Consider the following 21,489-nt stretch of genomic DNA (forward strand, 5'->3'; position numbering starts at 1 on the left):
ATTCAGGGGGATGTGGGGCAGAAATCAGGCATTGTGTCGCCGCTTTGCCCACAAAAGAAAAACCCCGGCCTGGGCCGGGGTTTGTCATCACTCGTCGAGGAAGGAACGCAGATGCTCGCTGCGCGTCGGGTGGCGCAATTTGCGCAACGCCTTCGCTTCGATCTGACGGATCCGTTCACGGGTCACGTCAAACTGCTTACCTACCTCTTCGAGGGTGTGGTCGGTGTTCATGTCGATGCCGAAGCGCATACGCAGCACTTTGGCTTCGCGGGCGGTCAGGCCCGAGAGCACGTCACGGGTGGCTTCCTTGAGGCTTTCGACCGTGGCTACATCGATCGGGGACTGCATGGTCGAGTCCTCGATGAAGTCGCCCAGGTGCGAATCTTCGTCGTCACCAATCGGGGTTTCCATGGAGATCGGCTCTTTGGCGATCTTCAGTACCTTGCGGATCTTGTCCTCAGGCATTTCCATGCGCTCGCCCAGCTCTTCCGGGGTCGGTTCACGGCCCATTTCCTGCAGCATCTGGCGGGAAATACGGTTGAGCTTGTTGATCGTCTCGATCATGTGCACCGGAATACGGATGGTGCGGGCCTGGTCGGCGATCGAACGGGTGATCGCCTGGCGAATCCACCAGGTGGCATAGGTCGAGAACTTGTAGCCGCGACGGTATTCGAACTTGTCCACCGCTTTCATCAAGCCGATGTTGCCTTCCTGGATCAGGTCGAGGAACTGCAGGCCACGGTTGGTGTACTTCTTGGCGATGGAGATCACCAGACGCAGGTTCGCTTCGACCATTTCTTTCTTGGCGCGGCGGGCCTTGGCTTCACCGATCGACATGCGACGGTTGATTTCCTTGATCTCCGCGACGGTCAGGCCAGTCTCGGTCTCAAGGTCGATCAGCTTCTGTTGGCAGGCGACGATGGCAGCGTCTTTTTCACCCAGGGCAGCAGCCCACTTGGTGTTACGCTTGGCCAGGTCACCGCTCCAGGTCTGGTCGGTTTCGTTGCTTGGGAACAGGCGCAGGAAGTCGGCACGCGGCATGCGAGCGTCACGGACGCACAGTTGCATGATGGCGCGTTCTTGCTGACGCAGGCGGCTCAGTGCATCACGCACGCGCTCGACCAGTACCTCGAACTGCTTGGGTACCAGCTTGATCGGCATGAACAGATCGGCCAGCGCCTGCATGGCGCCGATGCTCTCGGCATGGCTGCGGCCATGCTTTTTCAGCACCTTGAGGGTGACGGCGAGCTGATCGGAAACCGCACCGAAACGCTGAGCGGCAACGACTGGGTCCGGGCCACTTTCGGCCTCTTCCTCATCGTCGCTCTCTTCGCTTTCTTCTTCGTCGTCCGTTTCTTCCTTGGCAGCCGCAACCTTGGCACCTGGAACAGGCACTTCTTCGGTCGGGGCAGCGATGTTGTCATCAGGGTCGATATAACCGCTGAGCACATCGGACAAACGGCCACCTTCGGTGGTGACGCGGTCGTATTCGCTGAGAATGTAGTCGACAGTACCCGGGAAGTGAGCGATGGCGCCCATGACTTCACGGATGCCTTCCTCGATACGCTTGGCGATTTCGATCTCGCCTTCGCGGGTCAGCAGCTCGACAGTACCCATTTCACGCATGTACATGCGCACTGGGTCGGTCGTGCGGCCGATATCGGTTTCAACTGCCGCCAACGCAGCAGCGGCTTCTTCGGCCGCGGCTTCGTCGGTGTCGGCTTCCGCCAACAGAAGGGCATCCGCATCCGGAGCACTCTCGAATACGTTGATCCCCATGTCGTTGATCATGCGGATGATGTCTTCCACCTGTTCAGGATCTGAAATATCCTCAGGCAGGTGGTCGTTGACCTCCGCGTAAGTCAGGTAGCCCTGCTCACGACCGCGGGTGATCAACTCTTTGATACGAGACTGCTGTTGCGCTTTTCCGGACATAACACCCTATCCACTGAAGGTCTTGGCGGGCAAAAAACAAGCCGAGGATTATACCCGAGCATGGGCCTCACGCGCCAGATGAGGTCGGCGTTTGTGCGGGAACATTCCTGCTAAGCAGGGCGAGAAGCTGCGATTTTTCCTCACTGCTCAACTCGCTTTGACGTGCTTTCCTGAGCAGATGTTCCAGGCTGCGCTCGCGTTGGCGGGCGGACAAGCTAGTTATAGTGTCGAAAAACTGTTGTTCAAGGTTGTCGGCTACGATCAGCCATTCCTTCTCGGCCAGCGCCCGCAGCAAACGGCCCTGTTCGGTGCCGTGCCAACGTGCGATCAACTGCATTGAGCTTAGCCCAGGATTCTTCTGAGCGGCTTCGATCAATGCCACCAGCAACTGGCTGTACAGGTGCTCTTCGTCGGCGAAGTGGCTGGCATCTTCCACCTTGCCGGCCAGTAATGGGTGGTGCAGCAACGTGCGCAAGGCCGCCAGGGTCGGGGGCTCCACGGGGGCCGGGGTGCGCGGTGGGGCCTCGTCGCGTTGCTGCCAGGGCTTGCCGCCTTTGCGGTTTTTGTCCCAGGGCTTGTCGCTCCACGGCTTCTTGCCGCCCGCCTTGTTCGGCTTCCATTGTTGCTCTTGCTGCGCCGGCGCGTAGTCGTGCTGCGGCATGTCGCCGTAGTCAGGCGTGTAACTGGCCATGGCGTCGTAGTCATAGCCCGGATCGTAGTCCGGGACGCTGCTACTGGCTGCCGGTTGTTGGGCCAGTTGCTCGACTTGCTGAGGGTCGAGGCCGGTGATTTCCTTCAGGCGGTTACGCATCAACTGACGCAAGTTGGCGCCAGGGATTTTTTCGATCAACGGTGCAGCCAGGGTCGCCAAATGCGCCTTGCCTTCTAGCGAGCGCGGGTCAGCTTCGGCGCTCAGTTGCTCGAAAAAGTAATCTGCCAGGGGTTGGGCATGCTGGTTGATGCGTGCCATGAAGGCATCGGTGCCTTCGGCGCGCACCAGGCTGTCCGGGTCTTCGCCTTCGGGCAGGAACAGAAAGCGTGCGCGGCGGCCGTCCTGCTGGGCCGACAGGGTCGACTCCAGCGCGCGCCAGGCCGCCTTGCGCCCGGCCTGGTCGCCGTCGAAACAGAACAGCACGCTGGGCACCACGCGGAACAGGCGCTTGAGGTGCTCTTCGCTGGTGGCGGTGCCGAGGGTGGCGACAGCGTTGCGCAGGCCCTGCTGGGCCAGTGCGATGACGTCCATGTAGCCTTCGACGACGATGATTTCGTCGAGGTTGCGGTTGTGCTTGCGCGCCTCGTAAAGCCCGTAGAGTTCCTGGCCTTTATGAAAAACCGGGGTTTCCGGTGAGTTGAGGTACTTGGGTTTGTCGTCACCCAGTACGCGGCCGCCGAAGGCGATCACGCGGCCACGGCTGTCGCGGATCGGGAACATCACGCGGTCGCGGAAGCGGTCATAGCGTTTGCCGGTTTCGGCGTTCTCGATCAGCAGGCCGGCATCGATCATGACCTTTTGCTGCAGGGTGTCGGCACCCAGGTGCTTGAGCAGGTTGTCCCAGCCGGGTGGCGCGAAGCCCAGGCCGAAGTCCCGGGCAATCTCCCCAGACAGGCCGCGGCCTTTGAGGTAGTCCACCGCCGCTTTGCGGGTGGGGTGGTTGCGCAGGGCCTGGCGGTAGAATTCGGTGGCGGCATCCAGTAGCGGATACAGCGGTGAATCGGTTGGCTGGCGCGGCTTTTGTGCGCGACGGCCTTCCTCGCGGGGTACTTCCATGCCAGCGGCGCGGGCCAGTTCCTCGACGGCCTGGGGGAAGTCCAGGTTGTCGTGGTCCATGACAAAGCCGAGGGCGTTGCCACCGGCGCCGCAACCGAAGCAGTAATAGAACTGCTTGTCGGGGCTGACCGTGAAGGACGGGGTCTTTTCCTTGTGGAACGGGCAGCAGGCCGAGTAGTTTTTGCCGGTTTTTTTCAGCTGGACGCGCGAACTCACCACGTCGACAATGTCGAGGCGGTTGATAAGGTCGTCAATGAAACTCTGGGGAATCAGCCCGGCCATGGCAGTCTCGTCATCTGGCAACTGGCAAGTCTAATCGCTCACGCGCCGGTTGGGGCGAATGCTGCAAGGGGAAGTGCGAGGGAAGTATGTGCTCGTCGCCAGCCAATTAAGGCTCGTCAGACAGGACGTGCACGATCTGGTCAATGACCAGCTCTGACGTTTCAGGCAGGTTGCCCCCATGCAGTTCGCATGACGCGAGTGCATAAAAGGCCTTGAGCTAGCTGCCCAAGTTTGAAGCAGTTGTGAAGCAACCGCTGCCATCGGCCCGGCGGTGAGCCGGGCAGGGCAGAAGCTTTGCGTAGAACGTCTGTATTAGTACAGACGAACGGCGCGGCGCTGTTCGCGCTGAACTTTCTTGGCGTGGCGCTTAACAGCAGCAGCTGCTTTACGCTTACGCTCGGCGGTCGGCTTCTCGTAAAACTCGCGGCTACGAACTTCAGCCAGTACACCGGCTTTTTCGCAGGAGCGCTTGAAACGACGCAGAGCTACGTCGAAGGGTTCGTTCTCTTTAACTTTGACGGCTGGCATCCAGGGCTACCTTAATTCATTACCGGGGTAGACGTGCTCCTGGCAAAACAAAGGTGTGCTGGAGAACGTCGGTTTTCAAGGGTTGCGGATGTTAACCCTTAGCTGGCCGGAATGCAAAGCCTCTGATCGAAAACCGCTGGTCGGCACCCGACACGGCGACTATCATGCGCGGCTTCGAATTCAGCCCCCACAAGGGACGAGCCCATGCTAGTACTGGGATTGGAAACATCCTGCGACGAAACTGGCGTCGCATTATATGACAGCGAACGCGGTTTGTTGGCCGACGCGCTGTTCAGCCAGATCGACCTGCACCGCGTGTTCGGCGGTGTTGTGCCGGAGCTTGCCTCACGCGATCACGTCAAGCGCATGCTGCCGTTGATTCGCCAGGTATTGGACGAGGCTGGCTGCGTCGCCACCGAGATCGATGCCATCGCCTACACCGCGGGTCCTGGGCTGGTCGGCGCACTGCTGGTCGGCGCGTCCTGCGCCCAGGCCCTGGCGTTTGCCTGGGACATCCCGGCCATTGGTGTGCACCACATGGAAGGCCATCTTCTGGCGCCCATGCTGGAAGAAAACCCGCCCGAGTTTCCGTTCGTCGCTTTGTTGGTGTCGGGTGGCCATACCCAGTTGGTCAGGGTGGATGGCATCGGCCAGTACGAGCTGTTGGGCGAAAGCCTGGACGACGCAGCCGGTGAGGCGTTCGACAAGACCGCCAAGCTGATCGGCCTGAACTACCCCGGCGGCCCGGAAATCGCCCGGCTGGCCGAGCAGGGCGTGCCAGGGCGGTTTGTTTTCCCACGGCCGATGACCGATCGCCCCGGGCTGGAATTCAGCTTCAGTGGCCTCAAGACGTTCGCCCTGAATACCTGGCAGCAGTGCCGTGATGCTGGCGACGACGGTGAGCAAACCCGTTGCGACGTGTCGCTGGCATTCCAGCAGGCGGTGGTGGAGACTTTGACCATCAAGTGCAAGCGGGCCCTGAAGCAGACGGGCCTGAAGCGGCTGGTGATTGCCGGTGGTGTCAGCGCCAACAAGGCCTTGCGTGCCTCCCTCGAAGAAATGCTGGGGGGCATGAAGGGCAACGTGTACTACGCGCGCCCGCAGTTCTGCACCGACAACGGCGCGATGATCGCCTATGCCGGCTGCCAGCGCCTGTTGGCCGGGCAGCAGCAGGACCTGGCGATCAGCGTGCAGGCCCGCTGGCCGATGGAGCAGTTGCCGCCGGTCTGAAAGTTGTCAGAAGTGGCGTTCACGCCCGGCGAACAGGTCGCGTAGGTTGTTGCGGTGGCCCCAGACGATCATCAGCGTGAGCACGCTGATTGGCAGCAATGCCTCGGGTTCGCGCCAGGCGAGCAGGGGCAAGGTCAGCGGCGTGGCAATAAGCGCCGCCAGTGAGCTGGTACGTGTGAGGTAGAAGGTCAGCAACCAAGCAGCGATGGCCAGCAATGCCGCCGGGAAGTACAGGCCCATGAGCATGCCGGCCGCCGTTGCCACGCCCTTGCCGCCCTGGAAGCGAAAGTACAGCGGGAACAGGTGGCCCAGCACCGCGCACACGCCAACCCAGGCCTGCTCCTGCAGGTCGAGGCCGGCAGCGCGGGCAAGCAATACGGGCAACAAGCCCTTGCACAGGTCGCCAAGCAGGGTCAGGATCGCCAGCTTGCGGCCTGCCAGGCGAAGCATGTTGGTGGCCCCGGCATTGCCTGAACCGCTGGCACGGGGGTCCGGGCTGCCGAAAAGGCGGCTCAGGACAATGGCGAAGGACAGCGAGCCGAGCAGGTAGGCGAGCAGCGCCAATAACCAAAACATGCTAACTATTCCGGGCGAGGACGCCCTGATTCTAACGGCGCCAGTCGCCCTTGTCGTGCTGTGGAGAGAAGTGCTTGGACAGAGTGTTCATCGAAGGCCTGGAAGTCGATACCGTCATCGGTGCCTATGACTGGGAGCGGGATATTCGCCAGTGCTTGCGCCTGGACCTGATTTTTGCCTGGGACAACCGCCCGGCGGCGGCCGGCGACGATCTCAGCCTGGCGCTGGACTACGCCAGTGTTTCGGCGCGTATCCAGGCATTTTCCGAACAGGCACGCTTCGAGTTGGTAGAAACCTTCGCCGAGCGCCTGGTCGCGGTGCTGATGGAAGAATTCCAGATTCCGTGGGTGCGGTTGAAGCTGACCAAGCCAGGCGCGGTTCCGGCTGCCCGTGGCGGTGTTGGCGTGGAGATCGAGCGCGGATGTCTCTGAACACGGTTTACCTGGGCTTGGGCAGTAATATCGACCGGCATGCGCACTTGTGTGCCGGGCTCGATGCCTTGGCGGGCATTCTTACCGACATGCGCTGTTCGCCAGCGTTCGAAAGCCAGGCGGTCGGGATCAAGAGTGGGCCGTTCATCAACTTCGTGGTGACCGGCAAGACCGATTTGCCGTTGATGGAGCTGGACCGCCGCCTCAAGTTCATCGAAGCCGACAACGGCCGTTACGCGCCAGAGCGTAAAGGGCTGCCGCTGGATATCGACGTGCTGCTGTATGACGACCTGCATGGCACGTTCGATGGGTTGGTGCTGCCGCGGGCCGAGATTCTGAAAAACGCGTTTGTGCTGTGGCCATTGTCGCTGCTGGCGCCAGAGCTGGTGCACCCGGGGGTGGGCAAGCCGATGGCGCAGGTGTGGCAGGAGGCGCGGATCGATCAGGTGTTGGCGCCGGTTGCCTTTGAGTGGCGCGGGTTGCAACTGACGCCTGCCTGATCCGAACTCTTTTGTTGCCTGAGCGGGCCTCTTCGCGGGTAAACCCGCTCCCACAGGGACCGCACAGGTCTAGAGACCAGTGATATTCCTGTGGGAGCGGGTTTACCCGCGAAAGGGCCGGCTCAGGCAATCGATAAATCAGCCTTCTGCACCACCTTTGTAGGCAACAAGCGCCTTCAGCCGCTCACCTTTCAGCGCCTCCCCAAGCGCCTGCCCGGTCAGCCCAGCCTGCACCAGCGGCTTCACATCCACAGCCCTCGCCGCCACCGCTGCGCCCCTTAGGTAATCAGCTTGTGGATAAGCCCGCTCGCCCTGACGCGCACGCGCATCCATCTGGCAGGCGCTGAGGAAATCGTCAAAACGCTGTGGCCGGCGGTACACATCGAACTTCTGCAACAGCCCCAGCAATGCCTCAGGGTCCAGCTCAAAGGCCTGGTTGCAGTGTGTCAGGCACTCACCCACCAGCATGGCCAGCTCCTGGCACTCGCGCGGTGCCTTGAAGCGCTGGCTGACCGCCTTGATCACGGCCGGCTGTAGCTCGCGCAGCAGGCAGGCCCAGCGCACGTGCAGCGGTTGACCGTGCAAGGCGGCCTGCTCCAGGCCTGCCAGGGCGTGGGGGCTGTCGTTGAGCTCAGGCAGCAACTCCTGCAAGGCGTCGCACGCGTGCAAGACCTCGAAGAACACCTGGGGTTGCGGCTCCATCAGCGCGCGCTCGATCTCTTTCCAGCTGCGCTCAGCGGTGAGCGCTTGCAGCTCGCCGGAGGCGCTGATCTGGCGCATCAGCGCCAGCGTCTCGTCAGCGACCTTGAAACCGAGGGGGGCGTAGCGTGCGGCAAAGCGGGCAACTCGCAGTACCCGCAGCGGGTCTTCAGCGAATGCCGGGGATACGTGGCGTAACAGGCGCCTGTCGAGATCTTCTTTACCGTGGTAGGGGTCGTACAGCGTGCCCGCATCATCCTCCGCCATCGCATTGATGGTCAGGTCGCGGCGGATCAGGTCTTCTTCGAGGGTGACGTCGGGGCTTGCATGGAAGGTAAACCCGCCGTACCCCCGCCCGCTCTTGCGCTCGGTGCGCGCCAGCGCATATTCCTCACCGCTTTTGGGGTGGATGAAAACCGGAAAATCAGCGCCCACTGGGCGATAGCCCAGGGCTTGCATCTGTTCGACGGTCGCGCCAACCACCAGCCAATCGATATCGCTGACGGGGCGCCCGAGCAAGCGGTCGCGCACGGCGCCGCCGACTTTGTAGATGTGCATGTACAGCCTCCATAACTGCCCACAGGATAACCTGTTGGCAGTCATGCAGGGGCAGCGGTGCTAGAGGTGGTGGATGACGGCCAGGTCCATGCGGCCATAGTCGGCGCTTTCGCTGTGCTCGCCGCGGGGTGGCATGTGGTGGGTCTTCATGACCTGGTCGCCCTGAACGGTCTCCAGGTGGATGTCGAAGCCCCACAGGCGATGCAGGTGCTTGAGCACTTCCTCGGTCGAGTCGCCCAGTGGTTTGCGGTTGTGCTGTTGGTGGCGCAGGGTCAGTGAGCGGTCGCCGCGCCGGTCGATGCTCCAGATCTGCACGTTCGGTTCGCGGTTGCCCAGGTTGTATTGCGCCGCCAGTTGCTCGCGGATGACCCGATAACCGGTCTCATCATGGATGGCGGGCACCAGCAGGTCATCGCGCTGGTCGTCGTCCAGAATGCTGAACAGCTTGAGGTCGCGGATCACCTTGGGCGACAGGTACTGCAGGATGAAGCTCTCGTCCTTGAAGCTGCTCATGGCGAACTTGATGGTCGATAGCCAGTCACTGCCGGCAATGTCGGGGAACCAGTGGCGATCCTCCTCGGTAGGGTTTTCGCAGATCCGGCGGATGTCGGTGTACATCGCGAAGCCCAGCGCATAGGGGTTGATGCCGTTGTAATACGGGCTGTCAAAGCCTGGCTGGAACACCACGCTGGTGTGCGATTGCAGGAACTCCATGATGAAGCCGTCGGTGACCAGGCCTTCGTCGTACAGGTCGTTCATCAGGGTGTAGTGCCAGAAGGTGGCCCACCCTTCGTTCATGACCTGGGTCTGGCGCTGCGGGTAGAAATACTGGGCGATCTTGCGCACGATGCGCACCACTTCACGCTGCCAGGGCTCGAGCAGCGGGGCGTGTTTTTCGATGAAATAGAGGATGTTTTCCTGAGGTTCGGCGGGGAAGCGCGCATCATCGCGGTCGCCGCCTTTTTCTGCGCCTTTGGGAATGGTGCGCCACAGGTCGTTGATCTGCCGCTGCAGGTGCTCTTCACGCTCTTTTTGCCGGCGCCGTTCCTCTTCGGCGGAAATGGGGTAGGGGCGCTTGTAACGGTCGACGCCGTAGTTCATCAGGGCGTGGCAGGAGTCGATGAGGTCTTCGACCGCATCGATGCCGTGGCGCTCTTCACATTGGGCGATGTACTGCTTGGCGAACACCAGGTAGTCGATGATCGAACTGGCATCGGTCCAGGTGCGGAACAGGTAATTGCCTTTGAAGAAGCTGTTATGGCCGTAGCAGGCGTGAGCAATCACCAGCGCCTGCATGCACATGGTGTTTTCTTCCATCAGGTAGGCGATGCACGGATCGGAGTTGATCACGATCTCGTAGGCCAAGCCCATCTGGCCCCGACTGTAGGATTTTTCGGTGCTGAGGAACTGTTTGCCATAGGACCAGTGGTGGTAACCCAGCGGCATGCCGACCGAGGCGTAGGCATCCATCATCTGCTCGGCGGTGATCACTTCGATCTGATTGGGGTAGGTGTCCAGGGCATAACGCTCGGCCAGACGGCTGATTTCCCGGTCGTAAGTCTGGATCAGGTCGAACGTCCACTCGGACCCGGTGGAAATGGGTTGGCGTTTCTGAGCTCTGGCGGTCATGTGGCTAACCTGCGCTGGAAGAGTTCACGGAAGACCGGGTAGATGTCGCCGGCCGATACCAACTGCTGCTGGGCGAACGTGTCGGGGAAGCCCTCGCCGATTCGCTCGTACTCGTACCACAGCGCCTGATGTTCACGGGGGGTGATCTCAACGTAAGTGTAGTACTGCACGTGCGGCATGATCTGCTTGGAGAGGATCTCGCGGCAGATCGGCGAGTCGTCGTTCCAGTTGTCACCGTCAGAGGCTTGCGCGGCGTAAATGTTCCAATCGCTGGCCGGGTAGCGCTCGGCCATGATTTCCTGCATCAGCTTGAGTGCGCTGGAGACGATGGTGCCGCCGGTTTCCCGCGAGTAGAAGAACTCCTCTTCGTCCACTTCCCGCGCACTGGTGTGGTGGCGGATGAAGACCACTTCGATACGGTCGTAATTGCGCTTGAGGAACAGGTACAACAGGATGAAAAAGCGCTTGGCGATGTCTTTGGTAGCCTGGGTCATGGAGCCGGACACGTCCATCAGGCAGAACATCACCGCTTTTGAACTGGGGTTGGGCTGCTTGACCAGCAGGTTGTACTTCAAGTCGAAGGTATCGAGGAAGGGCAGGCGGTTGATGCGCGCCTTGAGGCGTTCGATCTCTTGCTCGACTTCCTGGATGTCCGTGAAATTGTCGGGTTCCTCGACCTTCAGGCGGTCGAGTTCTTTCTGCGCTTCACGCAACAAGGCGCGGCTGCTGCCGGTCAGGGCGATACGCCGGGCATGGGCCGAACGCAAGGTGCGCACGATGTTGATGCGCGACGGGTTGCCTTCGTTGGCGATACCGGCGCGTACGGTCTTGAAGGTGTCGGCACCGGTTAGGTGACGTTTGACCAGGTTGGGCAGTTCGAGGTCTTCGAACATGAACTCGAGAAACTCTTCCTGGGTGATCTGGAAGACGAATTCGTCCATGCCCTCGCCGGAGTTGCCGGCTTTGCCGCGGCCACCGCCACCACCGCCCCCCTGAGGCCTGGGGATGTGTTCGCCGGCAGTGAATTCCTTGTTGCCAGGGTGCACGATAGTCTGCTTGCCGCCACGACCGTGGTGCAACACCGGTTCATCGATATCCCGTCCCGGAATGCTGATTTGCTCGCCATGCTCCATGTCCATGATGGAGCGGCGGCTCACGGCCTCTTCGACGGCCTTCTTGATGTGGTCACGGTAGCGCCGCAGAAAACGCTGGCGGTTGACCGTGCTTTTGTTCTTGCCGTTCAGGCGTCGGTCGATTACGTAGCTCATGGTCCCTCCGGTAGCTGGGAACAGCTGCACGCTTCAAGCTACGAGCTGCACGTAAAAGCAGCTGCCGCCGCCCGAGGCTGGCACTGCAGCCTTGGGCGTGCGGTGTGTAGCTTGCCGCTTTATTGCGATTTCCTGACCCGCAGGTACCATTCCGACAGCAGACGAACCTGCTTGTCGGTGTAGCCACGCTCCACCATCCGGGTGACGAAGTCGTTGTGTTTCTTCTGGTCTTCCTTGCTGGCCTTGGCATTGAAGCTGATGACCGGCAGCAAGTCTTCGGTGTTGGAGAACATTTTCTTCTCGATCACCACCCGCAGCTTTTCATAGCTGAGCCAGCTCGGGTTCTTGCCATTGTTGTTGGCGCGTGCGCGCAGTACGAAGTTGACGATCTCGTTGCGGAAGTCTTTCGGGTTGCTGATGCCAGCGGGCTTCTCGATCTTTTCCAGCTCTTCGTTGAGGGCAATGCGGTTGAGGATCTCGCCGGTTTCCGGGTCGCGGTATTCCTGGTCCTGAATCCAGAAGTCGGCGTACAGCACATAGCGGTCGAAGATGTTCTGGCCGTATTCGCTGTAGGACTCCAGGTAAGCGGTCTGGATTTCTTTGCCGATGAACTCGATGTAGCGCGGCGCCAGGTATTCCTTCAGGTAGCGCAGGTAGCGTTCGCGCACTTCGGCCGGGAACTGTTCCTGTTCGATTTGCTGTTCGAGCACGTACAACAGGTGAACCGGGTTGGCTGCGATTTCGTGTGGGTCGAAGTTGAAGACTTTGGAGAGAATCTTGAACGCGAAGCGGGTCGATAGGCCGTTCATCCCTTCGTCGACACCTGCCGAGTCGCGGTACTCCTGGATCGACTTGGCCTTCGGATCGGTGTCCTTGAGGTTTTCGCCATCGTAGACGCGCATCTTCGAATAGATGTTGGAGTTCTCTGGCTCTTTGAGGCGTGAGAGCACGGTGAACTGGGCCAGCATCTTGAGGGTGTCGGGCGCGCAGTGGGCCTTGGCCAGCGAGCTGTTGACCAGCAGTTTGTCGTAGATCTTGATCTCGTCACTGACACGCAGGCAGTAGGGCACCTTGACGATGTAGATCCGGTCGATGAAGGCTTCGTTGTTCTTGTTGTTACGGAACGTGTGCCACTCCGATTCGTTGGAGTGGGCCAGCAGGATACCGGTGTAGGGAATCGCCCCCAGCCCTTCGGTACTGTTGTAGTTACCTTCCTGGGTCGCCGTAAGCAGTGGGTGCAGGACCTTGATCGGCGCCTTGAACATCTCGACGAATTCCATCAGGCCCTGGTTGGCCCGGCACAGTGCACCCGAATAGCTGTAGGCGTCGGCGTCGTTCTGTGGGTATTCCTCGAGCTTGCGGATGTCCACCTTGCCGACGAGGGCAGAGATGTCCTGGTTGTTCTCATCGCCAGGTTCGGTCTTGGCAATGGCGATCTGGTTGAGGATCGACGGATAGAGCTTGACTACTTTGAACTTGGAGATGTCGCCGCCGAACTCCTGCAGGCGCTTGGTGGCCCAGGGCGACATGATGGTGTTCAGGTAGCGCCGTGGGATCCCAAACTCTTCCTCGAGAATGGCCCCATCTTCGGTGGCGTTGAACAAGCCCAGTGGCGATTCGAATACAGGTGAGCCCTTGATGGCGTAGAAGGGCACCTTTTCCATCAGTTGTTTGAGCTTTTCGGCCAGCGACGACTTACCGCCACCTACCGGGCCCAGCAGGTAAAGGATCTGTTTCTTCTCTTCCAGGCCCTGCGCCGCATGGCGGAAGTACGACACGATCTGGTCGATGCATTCTTCCATGCCATGGAAGTCTTCAAAGGCCGGATAGCGCCTGATCACCTTGTTGGAGAAGATCCGCGATAGCCTGGAATTGTTAGAGGTGTCGACAAGCTCCGGTTCGCCGATGGCCAGCAACAGCCGTTCTGCCGCCGATGCGTAGGCGCTGCGATCCTGCTTGCACAGCTCGAGGTACTCCTGCAGCGAAAGTTCTTCCTGGCGGGTGGACTCGAAACGTTGTTGGAAGTGGCTAAAAATGCTCATGACGTCACCTCGCTCGATACGTGGAGACGACGCCGGATCAGTCAGCTGATGCTGGCATGCAACCGGGTTCGCCGATTGCTGTATACCCCCCAGAACACCCTTGAAACGCTACCGATGACCCGCACGCCGGTGTACCGGCTCTCCCCTTTTTTGGATGGCCTGGGCTTAAGGATAGTTGGTAATACGCAAGGTCAAGGGCGTGAGGCCGAGAAGTTGCTCGCGACCGTTCGTCAGGTGAGCCGCGAGCCCGCATGGGGCGCGGGCTGCAGTAAAAATGAAAAAATTATTCGGCAGCGCCTTGGGCGGTCTCGGCCGGGTAGGTGGCGCGCCACAGCTCAAAGCCGCCATCGACGCTGTACACCTCTGAAAAGCCCTGGCCCGCCAGGTAGGCGGCAGCGCTCTGGCTGGAATTGCCGTGGTAGCAGACCACCAGAGTCGGTGCATCGAGGTCGGCGTTGCGGATGAAATCGGCGACCGAATGGTTGTCCAGGTGGGTGGCGCCGCTGATGTGGCCGGCGGCAAAGGCTTGTGGGTCGCGAATGTCGACCACTACCGCACCTTGCGCGCGCAGGGCCAGAGCCTGCTCGGGAGGGATGCGTTTGAATTCGCTCATGGCTACGGTTTCCTTCAGGGCTGATCGTTGATTCTAGTGGGTTGTGCCGGCGGGCGTACGGTGCCGTCGTCGGAACAGTCGCAGCGATGGTATTCACCGCTGTCGACGTTGTAGAGGGTCATGGCACCGCCCCACACGCAACCGGTGTCCAGGGCGATGATGCCGGGCTCGTCGACGCGCCCTTCAAGGGCGGCCCAATGGCCGAAGATAATCTTCACGTGGCGTGAACGGCGGTCCTTGTGCGCATACCAGGGCTTGTAGCCTTTGGGGGCGGTGCCCAGGCCTTCCTTGCTCTTGAGGTCGAGCTTGCCCTCGGGCGTGCAGAAGCGCATGCGCGTGAGGTAGTTGGTGATCACCCGCAGGCGCTCGATGCCGGTGAGGTTCTTGCTCCACTTGTTAGGCTCGTTGCCGTACATGCCGTCGAGGTAAAGCTTGAGCCGGCCGTCGTCGCGCAGTGCTTCCTCGACTTCGGCGGCGAGCTCCAGGGCTCTGCCTAGGGTCCATTGTGGCGGTATACCGGCATGCACCATGGCAATGCCGCGGGGCTCGTCGTAGTGCAGCAGTTTTTGCCGGCGCAGCCAGTCGAACAGCAGGTCGGCATCCGGCGCTTCGATGATTTCGCGCAGGGTGTCGCTTTTTTTCAGGCGTTCGACGTTGTGCCAGGCGGCCAGCAGGTGCAGGTCATGGTTGCCCAGCACGCAGACCAGCGACTGGCGGATTGAGTAGAGGAAACGCAGGGTCTCGAGCGATTCGGGGCCACGATTGACCAGGTCGCCGACCAGCCACAGGCGGTCGACGGCGGGGTTGAAGCGAACACGTTCGAGCAGGCACTTGAGCGGTTGCAGGCAGCCTTGCAGGTCACCGACGGCGTACGTTGCCATCAGTGCAGGGCCCCAGGTACCGCCAGGCGGAAGGGCGCAATCTCGGCGTCGAAGCGTTTACCGTCTTCGGCGAACATCTGGTAGCTGCCCTGCATGGTGCCCACGCGGGTGCTGATGACCGCGCCGCTGCTGTAGGTGTGGCTCTGGCCCGGGTCGATGTTAGGTTGCTGGCCGACCACGCCGGCGCCGCGCACTTCTTCGACTTCACCGTCGCCGTTGGTGATCAGCCAGTGCCGGGACAGCAACTTGGCTGTGACAGAACCGTTGTTTTGCACGGTGATGGTGTAGGCGAAAGCGAAACGACTGTTTTCGGGGTCGGATTGTTCTTTGAGGTAACGGGTCACGACGCTGACGTCGATCTGGTAACGGGGATCGGACATGCAAAGGCCTTGGGCGAACTGACGCAATAATGCAGTCTAGGCCATTGGCGGGGGGGAGGGCCAGCGGTGTGGTCGCGGGCAGGTATGTGCAGGCGGGGTGGGGTGGCAGTGCCGGCCTCTTCGCGGGCAAGTCGGACCGCGAAGAGGCTGTAAAAGGCGCTAATCAGGCTTGCTGATCGGCCAACTGGTCAGCCAGGCGCACGAAGGCGGCCAGGTCCAGCTGTTCAGGCCGCAGGCTGCCATCTACGCCAGCGGCTTCGATCGCCTGGCTGTCGAGCAGGCCTTTAAGGGTGTTGCGCAGTGTCTTGCGGCGCTGGTTGAAGGCTTCGCGAACGACACGCTCCAGCAGCAGGTGGTCCTTGGCCGGGAACGGCAGCACTTCATGTGGCACCAGGCGCACGATGGCCGAGTCCACCTTCGGCGGCGGGTTGAACGCGCCAGGGCCAACGTTGAACAGGTGTTCGACCCGGCAGTGGTACTGCACCATGATCGACAGGCGACCCCAATCACCGCCACCTGGGCCTGCGGCCATGCGCTCGACCACTTCCTTCTGCAGCATGAAGTGCATGTCGCGGATCAGGCCGGCATGGCTGAGCAGGTGGAAGATCAGCGGGGTGGAGATGTTGTAGGGCAGGTTGCCGACCACCTTGAGGCTGCGCGGTGGCACACCCAGCTGGTTGAAGTCGAACTTCAGGGCGTCGCCCTGGTGCAGGCGGAAGTTGTCGCGCCCGGCAAACTTGTGCTGCAGGATCGGCACCAGGTCCTTGTCCAGCTCCACTACGTCCAGTTGCGCGCCGCTGCCCAGCAGGCCCTCGGTGAGGGCGCCCTGGCCCGGGCCGATTTCCAGCAGGTGTTCACCTGCCTTGGCGTTGATGGCGCGCAGGATGCGGTCGATGATGCCGGCGTCGTGCAGGAAGTTCTGGCCGAAGCGCTTGCGCGCCCGGTGTTGGTATTGCTCGTTCATGGTCGGTTCTCGGCCATCTGGTAGGCGGTTTCCAGCGCGACCCGCAGGCTGCCGGTGTCGACCTTGCCGGTGCCGGCCAGGTCCAGGGCGGTGCCGTGGTCGACCGACGTGCGGATGATCGGCAGGCCCAAGGTCACATTGACTGCGGCGCCGAAACCTTTGTACTTGAGTACAGGCAGGCCTTGGTCGTGGTACATCGCCAGCACTGCGTCGCAGTGCTCCAGATATTTGGGGGTAAACAGGGTATCGGCCGGCAGCGGTCCGCGCAGGTCCATGCCTTCGGCACGCAGGCGGGCCAGTGTCGGTTCGATGATGTCGATTTCTTCGCGGCCCAGATGGCCGCCTTCTCCGGCGTGCGGGTTGAGGCCGCACACCAGGATGCGAGGGTTGGCAATGCCGAACTTGTCGCGCATGTCGGCATGCAGGATGCGGGTGACACGCTCGACGCGTTCGGCCGTGATGGCGTCGGCAATGTCGCGCAGTGGCAAGTGCGTGGTCACCAGGGCCACGCGCAGGCCACGGGTCGCCAGCATCATCACCACCTGCGCGGTGTGGGTCAGCTCGGCCAGAAACTCGGTATGCCCGGAGAAGGCAATGCCGCTTTCGTTGATCACACCCTTGTGCACCGGGGCGGTGATCATCCCGGCGAAATGCCCGTCGAGGCAGCCGTTGCCGGCGCGGGTCAGGGTTTCCAATACGAAGCCAGCATTGGCCTTGTCCAGTTGCCCTGCCGTCACGGCGGTGGCCAAGGGCGTATCCCACACATACAGGCTGCCCGCAGGCGCGGGCTGGGCGGGCCAGTGCCCCGGCGCTACCGGCAGCAGGTTGACGGCCAGCCCCAGCTGCGTGGCCCGCTCGGCGAGCAGGTCACGGCTGGTGATGGCGATCAGGGGGTGGGGCTGGGCGTCTGCGGCGAGCAGCAAGCACAGGTCAGGACCTATGCCAGCTGGCTCGCCGGGGGTGACGGCGAAGCGCAGGGGCTTCACTGGGCGGCCTGGTCGGCGCCAGGCAGCTTGATTTCAACGTAGGCTTCGTCGCGGATCTGGCGCAGCCAGGTCTGCAGCTCTTCGTCGTACTTGCGGTTGCGCAGCACATTCATGGCCTGCTGCTCGCGTGCCTGCTCGGTGCTGTCGGTGGCGCGGCGGCCCAGCACTTCCAAGACGTGCCAGCCGTACTGGGTCTTGAACGGTTTGGTCACCACACCTTGCTGGGCGGTGGCCATCTGCTCGCGGAACTCCGGTACCAGGCTGTTCGGGTCAACCCAGTTGAGGTCGCCGCCGTTGAGTGCGGAGCCCGGGTCTTCCGAGAAGCTCTTCGCCAGTTCGCCGAAGTCTTCGCCGTTCTGGATACGGTCGTACAAGCGCTCGGCCAGCTGCTTGGTGGCCGCTTCGCTGCGGATTTCGCTCGGCTTGATCAGGATGTGGCGGACATGCACTTCGTCACGCAGCACGTTCTCGCCGCCGCCACGCTTCTCCTCGAGTTTGAGCAGGATGAAGCCGTTGGGGATGCGGATTGGCTGGGTGATGTCGCCGACCGACATGTTGCTGAGCATCTTGGCGAAGTCAGGTGGCAGCTGGCCGGCTTTACGCCAGCCCATTTCACCACCCTCAAGGGCGTTTTCGCTGGCCGAGTTGGCAATTGCCACCTGGCCGAAGTCCGCGCCCTGGCGCAGTTGCTGGTAGAGCTCACCGACCTTGCGCGCCGCTTTCTGGATGTCGTCCGAATTGGCGGCTTCCGGGGTCGGGATGAGGATGTTGGCCAGGCGGTACTCTTCCGAGAGCTGCATCTTGCCCAGGTCCGAGTTCAGGTAGTTTTTCACTTCCTGTTCGGAAACCTGAATGCGCTCGGCCACACGGCGCTGACGCACGCGGCTGATGATCATTTCGCGCTTGACCTGCTCGCGCGCGTCGTCGAACGACAGACCATCATGGGCGAGGGCTGCGCGGAACTGGTCCAGCGACATGCCGTTGCGCTGGGCAATGGTGCCGATGGCCTGGTTCAGCTCCTCATCGGTGATGCGGATACCGGAGCGCTCGCCGATCTGCAGCTGCAGGTTCTCGACGATCAGGCGCTCGAGCACCTGCTGTTCCAGAGCGCTGGTCGGTGGCACGCCGGCGCCACGCTTGGCGATGGTTTGCTGAACTTCGTGGACGCGCTGGTCCAGTTGGCTCTGCATGACCACGTCGTTGTCGACGATGGCCACCACTTTGTCCAGGGGTTGTACCGCGGCATGCACCGCGCCACTCAGCAATGCAGCGCCCAGCAACACTGGGCGCAGACGATCAATAAGCTTGGTCTTCACGTGTACGGTAACCTTGAATGCCTTCGTCGAGGAAAGATTCGACCTTGTTGCCTACTACACCACCGAGGCCTTTCAGCACGATCTGCAGGAAGATACCGTGGTCGCCTTTTTCGTTCTGCGGGAGTGCCTGGCTGAAGTCGTCGTAGTCGATCCAGTAACGGTTGACCAGGCGCAGCTTCCAGCAGCAGTTGTCGTATTCGAAACCGCCCATGGCTTCCAGGGTGCGGTTGCGGTTGTAGTCATGCTGCCAGCGAGCGATCACGCTCCACTGTGGAACGATCGGCCAGATGACCGAGAAGTCATGCTGTTGGATCTTGTAGTAATCCTTGATGTAGTTCGGATCACCAGGCGTGCCGTAGTCGCCGCCACCCACTTTCCAGGTACCCGTGGTCGAGTCGTAGGCAATGGTGTCGTTGCGGTAGCGGTAGCCGAGGTTGACGATCTTGTTCGGATTGTCTTCAGGCTGGTAGTGGAACATCGCGCTGCCCGAGCGGGTGCTGCGGCTGTCCGGGTCCCAGTTGAAGTCCGAGTTGAAGCGCCAGTCGCGGTTGAAATTGTAGCTGTACAGCAGTGCGTACGGCGACACGTCAGACTGCGAGTCTTTACGGGTGCGGTAGTCGATGCCTGGCAGTTGGACCTTGCGGTCCTTGAAGTACAGCGCCTGACCGATGCTGAAGCTCTGACGTTCGAAGCCGTTGTCTTCGATCCAGCGCGTGGTCACGCCCAGCGACAGCTTGTTCTCGTCGCCGATGCGGTCGGTACCGCTGAAACGGTTGTCGCGGAACAGCGAGTCGTAGCTGAACAGGGTTTCGCCCGAGTCGAACAGCGGGATGTCCTTCTGGTCCTCGTAAGGGACGTAGAGGTAGAACATGCGCGGTTCGAGGGTCTGGCGGTAGTTGGTACCGAACATCGACGTGTTGCGATCGAAGTACAGGCCGCTGTCGACGCTGAAAATCGGAACGTCGCGGTTCAGGCTGCTGTTGAAGTCGCCGTTGAGCGCGACCGAGGCTGGGTTGTTGGCGATGTCGCTCTTGCCCTTGCCATCCAGATCGAGGTCATAGTGGGTGTACATGTACTTCAGCTTCGGCGTGATGTAGCCGTAGCTGGCTTGCATAGGCAAGCTCATGGACGGGGCAACGTTCAGTCGCGTGCCGTTGGCGCGGGCAACACCGAAGATGTTCTCGTCCAGTCGACGGCCAGGAACGCCGGCACTTGCGTCCGGGTTGCCATCTTTGTCGAGTACGAAGTCGTTTTTCAGGTCACGATCAAAGCGAACCGCTTCAGTCTCATACCCAAAATTCAAACCACCCGGCTGGAACGGCAGTGCGCCATTGAGGGTGATCTGCGGCAGACGGTCATACGGCGTGATCTGCGAGATGGTCGCCATCTCGTAGGCATGCACGTTCAACCGTGCGGTATAGCTGTCGCCACGGTAGGTCAGGGCACCCTGCTGGTTGAGCAGGTCACGGCTTTCGACGCCGATCTGGTCGGACTCCAGGTCCTGGAAGTAGAACGGGTCGCTGATGTCGGTGTAGTCCACCTCGGTCATCAGACGCTCGTCCAGCCCGCCCTTGTGCTGCCAGTTGACCATCCAGCGCTGATCTTTGTAGTCAGTCTGGTCTTTACGGTCGTCGTCCTTGTCGTTCAAGTACGCGCCGCCGAACTGGCCTTCGCTGGATGGGGTCAGGTAACGGAACTCACCTTCCATCAGCAGGCCGCGCTTGGTCATGTAGCGCGGGTACAACGTGGCGTCATAGTTGGGCGCCAGGTTGAAGTAGTACGGCGTGACCAGCATGAAGCCGGTGTCGCTGCTGCTGCTGAACGACGGCGGCAGGAAGCCGGACTGGCGACGGTCGTCGATCGGGAAGTAGATGTACGGTGTGTAGAACACCGGGAAATCCTTGACCCGCAGGGTGACGTTGGTCGCAGTACCGAAGCCGGTCGCCGGGTTAAGGGTGATGTTGTTGCCCTTCAGCTGCCAGGCGTTGCTGCCCGGTTCGCAGGTGGTGTACGTACCGTCTTTCAGACGGATGATGGCGTTTTCGCCACGTTTGGCGTACAGGGCGTTGCCGCGAATGTGCGACTTGTGCATCACGTATTCGGCGTTGTCGACCTGGGCTTCACCCGTGTCGAGCTGGATCTGCGCCTCGTCACCCACTACCAGCGAGCCGTTGTCACGGATCTTGACGTTGCCCTTGAGCTCGCCACGGTTTTCGGTCTGGTAGAGGTTGGCCTCGTCGGCCTCGGCCTGCATGCTGCCTTGGCGCATGACCACGTTACCGGCGAGGGTAGCGATCTGCTGCTCCTGCTGGTACTTGGAAACCTTGGCATTGATGTAGGTCGGCGATTCGTCCTTGGGCGTGGTGTCGGCCATGCCTGGGCGGGTCGGCTCGATGTACGCGCCACCGCAGTACGGGCCGGTTTCGGCCAGCTGGGCTGCGGTGAGCTTGTCACGGGGGACCCAGTCCAGGTGGCTGTAGTCTTCGCTGCGCGACTTCAGGCCACGGCCCTTGGCCTCGGTGACCAGCATCGGTTTGTCCGCGGTTTCGGCCTCGGCCGCCTGGGCCTCGGTGCCGGAACTGAGGGCAGCACCCTCGTGCACCGGACGCGGCGGCAGGTTGTTGACTGGAGTCTTGGGCTTGCAGTCCCAACCGCCGGAGGCGGACACTTGGCAGTCGAACTGTTCGGCTGCCACGACGTACGACGTGGCCAGAGGTTGCAGGGCCAGCAAACCGCCGGTGACCAGCAACGGAAACTTTCTACGAAACGCGGGGGATTTCAATGCCATCTTATTAGTCCGGGCTTCCTGCGTGCCATCTGCCCGCGTGTGGGGCCGCACGCCTCTCGATGGTCTGAAAAAGATGCTGGATAATAAAGCATGACCCGCTTGACGGCTAGGGCCG

Annotated in this window: 18 protein-coding genes; 3 read left to right on the forward strand and 15 right to left on the reverse strand. The window is 61.4% G+C overall.

What is annotated here, in order from left to right:
- Nucleotides 1–87 precede the first annotated feature (87 nt).
- The 3 genes from rpoD to rpsU all read right to left on the reverse strand — a co-directional run bounded on the left by rpoD (nt 88) and on the right by rpsU (nt 4,513).
- Nucleotides 88–1,935, reverse strand: a complete 1,848-nt coding sequence (gene rpoD, locus D886_RS0113145) for an RNA polymerase sigma factor RpoD (protein ID WP_027594373.1) — start codon at nt 1,933–1,935, stop codon at nt 88–90.
- Nucleotides 1,936–2,002: 67 nt separating this feature from the next.
- Nucleotides 2,003–3,985, reverse strand: coding sequence for a DNA primase (gene dnaG / locus D886_RS0113150; RefSeq protein WP_027594374.1), 1,983 nt, complete (start codon nt 3,983–3,985; stop codon nt 2,003–2,005).
- 312 nt (nt 3,986–4,297) lie between these two features.
- Complete coding sequence (gene rpsU / locus D886_RS0113160) at nt 4,298–4,513, reverse strand: 30S ribosomal protein S21 (protein ID WP_003255575.1); 216 nt, start codon at nt 4,511–4,513, stop codon at nt 4,298–4,300.
- Nucleotides 4,514–4,717: 204 nt separating this feature from the next.
- Between rpsU and tsaD the strand changes: the two genes are divergently transcribed.
- A complete protein-coding gene (tsaD, locus tag D886_RS0113165; RefSeq protein WP_027594375.1) occupies nt 4,718–5,743 on the forward strand; it encodes a tRNA (adenosine(37)-N6)-threonylcarbamoyltransferase complex transferase subunit TsaD in 1,026 nt (341 codons plus the stop codon).
- A gap of 6 nt (nt 5,744–5,749) precedes the next feature.
- Here tsaD and plsY read toward each other — a convergent pair whose 3' ends face one another.
- Nucleotides 5,750–6,319: a glycerol-3-phosphate 1-O-acyltransferase PlsY gene (plsY, locus tag D886_RS0113170; protein WP_027594376.1), complete on the reverse strand. Its 570-nt coding sequence runs from the start codon at nt 6,317–6,319 to the stop codon at nt 5,750–5,752.
- 74 nt (nt 6,320–6,393) lie between these two features.
- Here plsY and folB point away from each other — a divergent pair, with 74 nt between their 5' ends.
- Nucleotides 6,394–6,750, forward strand: a complete 357-nt coding sequence (gene folB, locus D886_RS0113175) for a dihydroneopterin aldolase (protein ID WP_027594377.1) — start codon at nt 6,394–6,396, stop codon at nt 6,748–6,750.
- Nucleotides 6,741–7,250: a 2-amino-4-hydroxy-6-hydroxymethyldihydropteridine diphosphokinase gene (gene folK / locus D886_RS0113180; protein ID WP_027594378.1), complete on the forward strand. Its 510-nt coding sequence runs from the start codon at nt 6,741–6,743 to the stop codon at nt 7,248–7,250. Before folB ends, folK begins: the two co-directional genes overlap by 10 nt.
- A 138-nt stretch (nt 7,251–7,388) precedes the next feature.
- Here folK and D886_RS0113185 read toward each other — a convergent pair whose 3' ends face one another.
- From D886_RS0113185 to D886_RS0113235, 11 genes are all read right to left on the reverse strand, one after another.
- The gene (locus D886_RS0113185) at nt 7,389–8,507 is read right to left on the reverse strand and encodes a multifunctional CCA addition/repair protein (protein ID WP_027594379.1); all 1,119 of its coding nucleotides are present in this window, start codon (nt 8,505–8,507) and stop codon (nt 7,389–7,391) included.
- A 60-nt stretch (nt 8,508–8,567) separates the two neighbouring features.
- Nucleotides 8,568–10,136: a SpoVR family protein gene (locus D886_RS0113190; RefSeq protein WP_027594380.1), complete on the reverse strand. Its 1,569-nt coding sequence runs from the start codon at nt 10,134–10,136 to the stop codon at nt 8,568–8,570.
- Nucleotides 10,133–11,404: a YeaH/YhbH family protein gene (locus D886_RS0113195; RefSeq protein WP_027594381.1), complete on the reverse strand. Its 1,272-nt coding sequence runs from the start codon at nt 11,402–11,404 to the stop codon at nt 10,133–10,135. The genes D886_RS0113190 and D886_RS0113195 overlap by 4 nt, the downstream gene beginning before the upstream one ends.
- 119 nt (nt 11,405–11,523) lie before the next feature.
- Nucleotides 11,524–13,446 (reverse strand): PrkA family serine protein kinase, encoded by a 1,923-nt coding sequence (locus tag D886_RS0113200; protein ID WP_027594382.1) that lies wholly within the window; start codon nt 13,444–13,446, stop codon nt 11,524–11,526.
- A gap of 283 nt (nt 13,447–13,729) precedes the next feature.
- Entirely contained in the window at nt 13,730–14,059 is a 330-nt protein-coding gene (gene glpE / locus D886_RS0113205; protein ID WP_027594383.1) for a thiosulfate sulfurtransferase GlpE, read from the reverse strand.
- Nucleotides 14,060–14,073: 14 nt separating this feature from the next.
- A complete protein-coding gene (locus tag D886_RS0113210) occupies nt 14,074–14,940 on the reverse strand; it encodes a symmetrical bis(5'-nucleosyl)-tetraphosphatase (protein ID WP_027594384.1) in 867 nt (288 codons plus the stop codon).
- Complete coding sequence (gene apaG, locus D886_RS0113215) at nt 14,940–15,320, reverse strand: Co2+/Mg2+ efflux protein ApaG (RefSeq protein ID WP_027594385.1); 381 nt, start codon at nt 15,318–15,320, stop codon at nt 14,940–14,942. The genes D886_RS0113210 and apaG overlap by 1 nt, the downstream gene beginning before the upstream one ends.
- A 163-nt stretch (nt 15,321–15,483) precedes the next feature.
- Nucleotides 15,484–16,284: a 16S rRNA (adenine(1518)-N(6)/adenine(1519)-N(6))-dimethyltransferase RsmA gene (gene rsmA / locus D886_RS0113220; RefSeq protein WP_027594386.1), complete on the reverse strand. Its 801-nt coding sequence runs from the start codon at nt 16,282–16,284 to the stop codon at nt 15,484–15,486.
- On the reverse strand, nt 16,281–17,270 hold the full coding sequence (gene pdxA, locus D886_RS0113225) for a 4-hydroxythreonine-4-phosphate dehydrogenase PdxA (protein ID WP_027594387.1): 990 nt from the start codon (nt 17,268–17,270) through the stop codon (nt 16,281–16,283). Before pdxA ends, rsmA begins: the two co-directional genes overlap by 4 nt.
- A complete protein-coding gene (surA, locus tag D886_RS0113230) occupies nt 17,267–18,586 on the reverse strand; it encodes a peptidylprolyl isomerase SurA (RefSeq protein ID WP_027594388.1) in 1,320 nt (439 codons plus the stop codon). The genes pdxA and surA overlap by 4 nt, the downstream gene beginning before the upstream one ends.
- The gene (locus D886_RS0113235) at nt 18,567–21,374 is read right to left on the reverse strand and encodes an LPS-assembly protein LptD (RefSeq protein WP_027594389.1); all 2,808 of its coding nucleotides are present in this window, start codon (nt 21,372–21,374) and stop codon (nt 18,567–18,569) included. Before D886_RS0113235 ends, surA begins: the two co-directional genes overlap by 20 nt.
- Between the last annotated feature and the right edge of the window lie 115 nt (nt 21,375–21,489).

It is taken from the genome of Pseudomonas sp. LAIL14HWK12:I7 (assembly GCF_000483465.1).
GTDB lineage: Bacteria > Pseudomonadota > Gammaproteobacteria > Pseudomonadales > Pseudomonadaceae > Aquipseudomonas > Aquipseudomonas kermanshahensis.